This is a genomic window from Glaciecola sp. MF2-115, from assembly GCF_047250385.1.
Lineage (GTDB): Bacteria > Pseudomonadota > Gammaproteobacteria > Enterobacterales > Alteromonadaceae > Glaciecola.
The window spans coordinates 1-8,772 of record NZ_JBLBVM010000025.1 but is presented as its reverse complement, the minus strand read 5'-3'; the positions used below and the strand labels follow the sequence as shown (position 1 = coordinate 8,772).

Genomic DNA, 8,772 nt, shown 5'->3' with positions numbered 1-8,772 from the left:
GCGCTCTTCTGGAGCGTTGTCGATTTGATCAAATGCTTGAGCGGAACCGCCGTAAGTCTTTGCTAGTACCGACGTGATTGCCGCTGTAAGAGTTGTTTTACCGTGGTCAACGTGGCCGATAGTACCAACGTTTACGTGTGGCTTGTTACGTTCAAACTTTTGCTTTGCCATTTTAAATATTCCCAGCAAGGTATTAAAAAAATAAATTTTCAATGAAGTAAGGGAGGAAGATATAGGAAGTGGTGCTGATAGGCAGATTCGAACTGCCGACCTCACCCTTACCAAGGGTGCGCTCTACCAACTGAGCCATATCAGCAACGCGATGGAGCGGGCAGCGGGAATCGAACCCGCATCATAAGCTTGGAAGGCTTAGGTAATAGCCATTATACGATGCCCGCGTTCCTAATTCTCGTATCCCCACTTCATGAGAAAGTGGTGGAGGGGGCAGGATTCGAACCTGCGAAGGCTGAGCCGGCAGATTTACAGTCTGCTCCCGTTGACCGCTTGGGTACCCCTCCGAGATTGATGGTGCCGACTACCGGAGTCGAACTGGTGACCTACTGATTACAAGTCAGTTGCTCTACCAACTGAGCTAAGTCGGCACTGCATCAAGTGGGTGCGCATATTAAAGAAATGATCGGCATGTGGCAATACCTAATTGAGAAAAAAACCATTTTTTTTGCACTTTTTTTCAATATGTCTTTTTTTAAGGCGTTTTATTGACGTTTTTTAATCAACAAACAAGGTTAAACCTTCCAAAACCAGATTTTCACACTCAATTTTATTTTGAATATTTAAATTTAAAAAAAGATTTTTATCGCCGCCAGTCAAAAATAATTCAAATTTTTTCACTTTTTTTTGCATTTGTTGTTCAGCGAGCAACAAAGTGCCCAAAGTTTGAGCGTTGCAACCATTGCTTACACAATCAGGAGTGTCATTAGCAAACTCAGTAGAAAGCTTATTTTCAGCATCTCCAAACACTCTTTGTGTATTTTTGAATAAACTTTCTCTCATTAATGAGACGCCAGGGACTATCCAACCACCCAAATGCTTTCCATTTTCTACAGCGTCAATTGTCATCGCTGTACCAATATCAACAACCAAAAACGTTTTTTGAGAACTTCGGCGCATACAAGCAAGCATCGCAAGCCAGCGATCTACCCCCATATTTGAAGGTTTCAGATAAGAATTTGTTAGCCCTTGAGCTTCTGCTTCGGTCCTTGCAATAAAAAGTGGGGTATTCGTAGCTACACATAAGCTGCGTATTTCAGCACTTACGTCATCTTTGCCTACGTTAGACAAATAAGCATGGCTGGCACGTTCAAGGCTAGGTCGAAGCTCTTCAACAAGCTTAAATCGTTGGATGGGCGCCATAGATGTGGTTACAGGATCATAGTTCGCAACTTTGATACTCGTGTTGCCCACATCAATGAGTAGCTTAGGCTCTTCTGACACTTATTTCCCCACCATGATGTGGCGTTACTTTACCTGCGTTTTCCAATAATAAAGCGCCACCCTCATTTATACCTTTGCTCATACCATGAATTCTGGTGCTGCCAGACACTAAGTAAACATATTCGTTGTAGAAAAGATCTGCGTCTTTCCACTCAGCCAAGAAAGGTGCAAGTCCTTTATTCTCAAATTCCTTTAACATATGAGTTAAGGTAAGAATGATAAGTGCTACCAATTCATTTCTATCGACAGGTTTGTTGGTGATACTGACGAGGTCAACAAACGGTTGGTCTATTTCATTGACGGAATTTGGTAGCTCAATATTGATTCCAATACCGATCACGGCACTTGCATCAGAGCCAACCTGCCCCTCTACCTCGACCAAAATCCCGGCTAACTTTCTGAAGTTATGGTAAACATCATTCGGCCACTTCAATTTGCAATCTTTAATGCCCATTTTTTTCAGTGAACGATTAATTGCGATACCCACCAACAAAGACAAACCGGCCATTGATTGATAACCACCTTTAAAGGTCCATGCCATCGACATGTAGATACTTGAACCGAATGGTGATACCCACGTTTTACCGCGTCTTCCACGCCCATTAGTTTGTGCTTCAGCTAAGCATACAAATCCTTGAGGTAATTCATGCAGTCTGTCTTTTACATAAGTATTGGTTGAATCAATGACACTCATCACTTCTAAGCTTGTGATATCCTTTTGACCAATCAGCCCCAAGATTCTATTTTTATCTAAAAGTTTAATAGGAGTTGCTAAACGATAACCACGCCCCTTAACGCTAAAAACATCCAAGCCTATTTCGGTGAGGTATTTGATATGATTTGCAATGGCGCTACGACTTACACCGACGAGGTTCCCTAGAAACTCACCAGAATGAAACTCACCATTTGCTAACTGTTGAACCAGTAATGAACGCGTGATAGCTGCTTTTTTTCTCATAATACTATTAGTCCGCTGTTTCCAACTAAGCGAACTTCATTTTCTAATTCAATAGAAAACGCATTTTGTACGTCCTGTTTAATCTGCCTTGCCAACATGAGTAATCCTTCTCCATTGCCGTTTCCATTATTTACAAGCACTAGTGGCTGTCGTTCATGACACTTTACCCCTGAGTACACCTTCCCTTTAAAACCAAGCTGATCAATCAACCAAGCAGCCGGAATTTTAACACTATTTGCTGAAATCCTGAAATGTGGCACTGTGCTGTACTGATTTTCAATACTTTTCAAGATTTTATCTGACACCACTGGGTTCTTAAAAAAACTTCCTGCATTACCTAATATTTTCGGATCAGGAAGCTTTTCGCGCCTCACTTCTATCACTTTATTAAAGATTTCTAGCGGCGTTGGATCAATGAGTTGGTTCAATGGCGCATAACTTTGCTCTACAGCTTGGTCTTTTGCTATGCTGAAATTCACAGAAGTGATAAGCACTTTATTGAATAGTGCATGTTTGAAGATACTATCGCGGTATGCGAAGTTGCAATCTTTGTGCTCTATCGTGCAAAAAGTGCTGTGTTCGATATCATAATATTCAATAGTTGATATGAATTGTTCAACTTCTACACCATAAGCACCAATATTTTGAATGGGCGCAGCTCCTACGGTACCAGGAATCAATGCCAGGTTCTCAAATCCAAACGCGCCAATAGATAATGTATGTTTTACAAGTTCATGCCAAGACTCGCCGGAAGCAACCGATAAATAAAAATGCGTCGCACTCTCTTTGAGCTCAATCCCTTTTAATTTGTTCAGTATGACTGTGCCAGAGAAATCTTCGAGGAAAATACTATTACTGCCCTCACCTAGTAGATAATAATCACTTCCTTTTAACTGGTGAAAAATCGAGACTAAATCATCCTTCGACTTAAGCTCAACTAGGTTTTTTGCCTGTGTATCAAAACCAAAGGTGTGAAGTTTTTTCAAAGGAACCACGTTGAATATCTATCCTTGTTTGCTGCAACTTTGCGTTGTTAATTCGTACTTATACTTATAATAACAACTTTTATAATTGAAACTGAGCTTTTTAACCAGCGCTTTGTTTTTATATGAATGCTAAGCAGGGCTTAGGAATAATTTGGTGGTGAGAGTTGGCATTGAATGAGTTATAATGCCGCGGTCAAAAACAGAGAGTATATTATGAAGATTTGTGGTGTAGAAATTAAAGGTTCTGAAGCAATAGTGTGTTTACTATCCTTCAAGGATGGCTTATTCAATTTGCCTGAATGCAGAGTTCGTAAAGTTGAATTTAACAAACGAAACAGTACTGGCGATATCCGTTACTTCCAATCTACTTTCAGTAAACTGATGGTTGATTACGGTATCGATGCCGTCGTAATCAAAGATAGGCCTCTTAAAGGCAAGTTTGCAGGCGGGGCGTTAGGTTTTAAAATGGAAGCTGCTATCCAGCTAATCGATGGGCTTGAGGTTGAAACAATGTCGCCGCAAGTTTTCAAAGAGTCCATTAAGAGAAACCCTATTACCGTGTCATTTGCAGAGACAGGCTTGAAAGTTTTTCAGGAAAATGCGTTTGCTGTTGCTTACGCGAAACATATGAATCTTCAATATCCACCGCCGCCTGTCGAGTCGGCTGAATAGTTTCCATAAAAAAGGCGTTTATTTTTCAATAAACGCCTTTTTTAATTCTTAACTGCCATTTTTAGCCCAAAGCGAAGTCAAGTGCGACAATTAAGGTGTTGCGCACTTAAAGTTTGCGTCTTGTGCGCGACCAAATTCAAAAGCAATATCGCTGATACTAAGTTGTAGATCGCCTTTCGTTCTCAATTGGAAAGGAGTGATCATATTCTCAAACTTAATTCCTTTTTGAACAAAGCATGCAGTATCGATGGTTAATTCAGTCCAGGTGTTTTCTTCTAGTCCTTTGAGATAATCACTAATATCAATGTCACCGCTACAACTTCCACTTGGATCACCTTCACTTTCGCAGTTCATTCCAAGCATGACGCTATCTGGTATTCCAGATTCGGTCTTAAGCATAACTGACAACACCGAACCATTTTGACTTTGCGGGTACATGTCCTCTCTAAAGTAGCTTTTGCTTGCGATCTTCACTCCAGAGAAATCATTACTCGCTTTCAGAGACAACCTAAATGCATCTTCTTGAACCTTGCGATCTACCGTCCGATAGTTCACGGTATTAAAGGATACCGTGCTCGCAGTGACCAATTCCGCCTTCTCGCCAGAGAATAACCAAAGCTGCCAAGGCTTTTGCATCGTTCCAGTAAAGATTGAGCGGCCTTTTAAATCTTCTTCATCTACAACATACGTCTCATTTAGATTAGATGCTAGCGTGCTTTCATCCCCATAAGACAAACCGAAACCGTAAGGTAGCAGAGGCTCATAAATGTCGTCATTTAAATTAACCGTTGCTTGTGTTGGTGTCGCCGGCCAAGAAAAAGATAGCCTTCCAGTCATATCATATTGAATATCGCCTTGAGGGTTTCTGAATAATACTTCAGCCACTCCGCGACCTTCAGAACCGGGTAACCACGCAGCAACGAAAGCATCACTGGCATTCAACTCAGCATTGAGCCACAAGGGGCGACCACTGATAAATACCGATACGACAGGTATTCCGTCTGCTTTTAACTTTTGCAATAAGGCGAGATCACTTTTACTACCCCGTTGATAGTCTAAATGCTCTCTATCACCATGACCTTCAGCGTAAGGTTCCTCACCAAAGACAACAATTGCAACATCAGGCTTTTCAGCGTATTGACCTGCTTCACTTAAAACCACTTGCCCGCCCGCAGCAGTCACTTGCTCTTTTATACCATCATAAATAGAGCTTCCGCCTGGAAAGTCATCATTGGTGTTATTTGTGCCTTGCCAAGTGATACTCCAACCACCAGATTGTTTGCCAATATTATCGGCCGCGTCACCTGCTACCAATACATTCACATTAGGATTTAAAGGTAAAATATTGCCGTTGTTTTTCAATAAAACGAGTGACTCACGAACAGCTTGATTTGCGATATCTCTGTGCTTTTCATGGCCGATCAGTTCTGTTTTACCTGAAAATAGGCGATTGGCTGGGCTTGGCTTTTCAAACAAGCCCGCTCTAATTTTAACTCTTAGAATACGAGTCACTGCGTCGTCGATCCTTTCCATTGGGATCACGCCGTCTTTTACCTGTTGGATTAAGTTTTCATACAAAGGCTTCCAAGCATCAGTTGGCACCATATAAATGTCTAATCCGGCATTGGCTGCTTGCGCACAGTTAGAGTTACTGCACCCTTTTATTTGTCCGTGCCCATTCCAATCGCCAACGACAAAACCATCAAAACCCATTTTTTCTTTTAATACGTCATTAAGAAGGTATTTGCTACCATGTATCTTCTTGCCATGCCAGCTATTGAATGAAGCCATTACCGACTGAGCACCGACCGATAAGCCACCGACATAACCTTGCGCATGAATATCGAATAAATCTTGTTCGCTATCGATATTGTCGCCTTGATCATCACCGTTCAAGGTACCGCCATCACCAATAAAGTGCTTAATGGTACTGATGACTCTATTGTCCCCCAAAAAGTCGTTCCCAGGTGAGCCTTGGAGCCCTTTTACTATGGCCTTTGAATACGTTTTCACCACGTCAGGGTTCTCAGAGTAACTTTCGTATGTACGCCCCCAACGATCATCTCTCACCGTTGCTACTGTGGGTGCAAATACCCAATCAATGCCAGTCACCATTACTTCAGTAGCGGTGATACTTGCAATTTTTTCTATTAATTCTGGGTTATGTGCAGCACCTAATCCTATATTGTGCGGAAATAAGGTAGCCCCAATAACATTATTATGACCATGTACCGCGTCCGTTCCCCACATTGTGGGAATAGTTGAGCCATCTATGCTGTCATCAACCGATGCTTGATACATTTCCTCTGCAAAATCCACCCAATCTTGAGGAGTAGAGTGCTTGTTATCATGAGGGAAAGCGCCGCCGCCATTTAAATATGAGCCAAAGCCATATTTACGCATATCTTCAACCGTAATATCGCGTATTTCTGGCTGTATCATTTGAGCAATTTTTTGCTCTAAAGTCATATCAGCTAAAATTCGTTTTACTCTGTCTTCAATTTCATCAGATTTTTTTACATCAATTTCTAAGGTTGGCCAAATATTAATGTTGGTCTGTAATGATTCCGCATGAACTGTATCCACTTCCTCAATTGGCTTGCTGCATCCAACTGTGACTGCCGTAGCGATACTCAATAATAAAAACGATTTAAAATATGTCATAAGATTGTCTCTAGAAATTAATACTTAAACGGGCGTGAGCCTTTTAAACCATAATAGGCAATAAATAAGTAACAAAGCATAGGAATGATAAAAGAAATTTGAAGACCCATGCTATCTGCAATTAAGCCTTGCAATAACGGTAGAAGAGCACCGCCTACAATCGCTAAACAAAGAAATCCAGAAGCTTGTGCCGTGCTCTGACCAAGACCATTTAATGCTAGGCTAAAAATTGTTGGAAACATAATTGAATTGAACAAGCCCACAGAAAGAAGAGACCACATAGCTATTTTTCCATCAAAAATTATTGCGCAAGCAACGAGTAAAATTACCATACCAGCGTTGAAGCCCAGTACTTTACCGGCACTAATTTTTTGCATGACTAATGCACCAATAAAACGACCGACCATCGCCCCTCCCCAGTAAAATGCAATGACCTTTGAAGCCTCCGCTTCATTGAGACCAGCAATAGAGGCTTGGCTTAAAAAACTAACTAAAAAACTTCCAATAGCAACTTCCGCTCCGACATATAGGAATATACCTAATACGCCAAAACGCAGATGACGATACTTCCAAGCATCAGCTACATGTGTACTGTCCTTTTCTTTACGTCCGAGATCTGGGAGTTTGAGAAAACTAAAAATAGCTGCCAAAAACAAAAGTGCGCCAGCAAGAATAAGGTAAGGCAACTGAACTAATTCTGAACCCGCTACAGCCTCAACATCTGGGCTATGTGTGGCACCAAATAACAGAAATGCACCGAAGAAAGGCGCAACTGTTGTACCAAATGAATTGAAAGCCTGTGTCATCGTTAATCTTGACGAAGCAGTTTCCGGCTTTCCTAACACCGTAACATAAGGATTTGCAGCAACTTGTAAAATGGTTATACCCGAAGCTAAGACAAATAACGCAAAAAGGAAAATAGCATAAACATGCATACTTGCCGCAGGGAAAAACAATAAGCAGCCAAGACTAGCTATGACTAATCCGGTAACGATACCTTTTTTGTATCCAATTTTACTTACTAAATAACCAGCTGGTATCGACACAACGAAATAGGCACCGAAGAAGCAAAACTGGACCAACATAGCTTGTGTGTAACTTAAATCAAACGCACCTTTCAAATAGGGTATTAAAATATCATTTAGACAAGTAATGAAACCCCACATAAAAAACAAAGAGGTGAGCGCGAAAAGCGGAAAGATGTAGGATTTGTTTGGGCCTGATGAATCACTGGTTACTTCGGCTTGTTCTGATATAGGCATGTTGGACGCCATGAGTTGCTCTCCATTCATTTATGTATGTTTTGTACGCTTGTCTTACATATCAACATTGGAGTTAAAGACAAGTAACTTCGCTATAGTAAGAAATGATAACTTTAGAAATAGATATTTACATAATTAAAACGACGGCACGACTCAATTTTGCGATGAACGGGGAAATTAATTAACATTTTATAAACAATACTTTGATTTAGTGTTTAAGTTTGGAGAAAGTAATTTACAGAAAGTTGAAGCAAAAATAATTTCTTGGAATTTCACACAATCATCTTCGCCCAGGCGAGGACCTCCTTGCACATTTAGTAAGCGCAAAGGTCCGACTACACCCCGTCATCCTCGCGAAGGCGTAATGCTGCTCGGTTAAGGTTTTTTCCTTAGATGTTCGGCTTTCTTTAATGGGAATCTTGTTGGCTTTATCTTTACGGCTCTAGGATAATCCGGCCGGTCAGGCTCAGGCAGAATGAAGTCTTTGAGCGTTTCAGTCAGATCTTTCATTCTAGCTGGTATCGTATGAAGGCTATTTGTCGAAGCCGTAATTGCATAGTCATAAAGTACGATACGTAGGCACGATTTAAAGCTTATGCGAGTTGGCCGTAGCCCAACGTTATCAGCGGTTAGAGCTATTTCGTGTCGGACAAGATTATAGGCAATTAGCATGCCGTATAACTCTTGATAGACGAGGTCGATTTTTTTACTTCTTAGTGTAATGGCCTTATTGAGCATGGACGTTTTAACTTCTCTATACCCCAATTCTATTTCC

The 8,772-nt window shown here is 41.1% G+C and carries 7 protein-coding genes, 4 tRNA genes and 1 pseudogene; 1 reads left to right on the top strand and 11 read right to left on the bottom strand.

What is annotated here, in order from left to right; genetic code table 11:
• From ACKLNX_RS00365 to murB, 8 genes are all read right to left on the bottom strand, one after another.
• A partial coding sequence (locus ACKLNX_RS00365; protein WP_412970809.1) for a GTP-binding protein occupies window positions 1–171 on the bottom strand: 171 nt, incomplete at its 3' end.
• Window positions 172–240: 69 nt separating this feature from the next.
• Window positions 241–316: transfer RNA gene (locus ACKLNX_RS00360), tRNA-Thr, on the bottom strand.
• 7 nt (window positions 317–323) lie between these two features.
• Window positions 324–398: transfer RNA gene (locus tag ACKLNX_RS00355), tRNA-Gly, on the bottom strand.
• 35 nt (window positions 399–433) lie between these two features.
• Window positions 434–518, bottom strand: a tRNA-Tyr gene (locus tag ACKLNX_RS00350).
• Window positions 519–526: 8 nt separating this feature from the next.
• Window positions 527–602: transfer RNA gene (locus ACKLNX_RS00345), tRNA-Thr, on the bottom strand.
• Between the two features lie 127 nt (window positions 603–729).
• Entirely contained in the window at window positions 730–1,455 is a 726-nt protein-coding gene (locus ACKLNX_RS00340; RefSeq protein WP_412970807.1) for a type III pantothenate kinase, read from the bottom strand.
• Window positions 1,439–2,413, bottom strand: coding sequence for a bifunctional biotin--[acetyl-CoA-carboxylase] ligase/biotin operon repressor BirA (birA, locus tag ACKLNX_RS00335; protein WP_412970806.1), 975 nt, complete (start codon window positions 2,411–2,413; stop codon window positions 1,439–1,441). The genes ACKLNX_RS00340 and birA overlap by 17 nt, the downstream gene beginning before the upstream one ends.
• Entirely contained in the window at window positions 2,410–3,408 is a 999-nt protein-coding gene (gene murB, locus ACKLNX_RS00330) for a UDP-N-acetylmuramate dehydrogenase (protein WP_412970805.1), read from the bottom strand. Before murB ends, birA begins: the two co-directional genes overlap by 4 nt.
• A 204-nt stretch (window positions 3,409–3,612) precedes the next feature.
• Here murB and ACKLNX_RS00325 point away from each other — a divergent pair, with 204 nt between their 5' ends.
• The gene (locus ACKLNX_RS00325; protein WP_412970808.1) at window positions 3,613–4,071 is read left to right on the top strand and encodes a DUF3010 family protein; all 459 of its coding nucleotides are present in this window, start codon (window positions 3,613–3,615) and stop codon (window positions 4,069–4,071) included.
• Between the two features lie 90 nt (window positions 4,072–4,161).
• On the opposite strand, the gene ACKLNX_RS00320 is transcribed toward ACKLNX_RS00325, so the two are convergent.
• The 3 genes and pseudogenes from ACKLNX_RS00320 to ACKLNX_RS00310 form a co-directional block, all read right to left on the bottom strand.
• Complete coding sequence (locus ACKLNX_RS00320) at window positions 4,162–6,735, bottom strand: glycoside hydrolase family 3 protein (RefSeq protein ID WP_412970804.1); 2,574 nt, start codon at window positions 6,733–6,735, stop codon at window positions 4,162–4,164.
• Window positions 6,736–6,752: 17 nt separating this feature from the next.
• Window positions 6,753–8,009: a sugar MFS transporter gene (locus ACKLNX_RS00315; RefSeq protein ID WP_412970803.1), complete on the bottom strand. Its 1,257-nt coding sequence runs from the start codon at window positions 8,007–8,009 to the stop codon at window positions 6,753–6,755.
• Between the two features lie 363 nt (window positions 8,010–8,372).
• Window positions 8,373–8,772: pseudogene (locus ACKLNX_RS00310) on the bottom strand (IS4 family transposase); the annotation flags it as partial.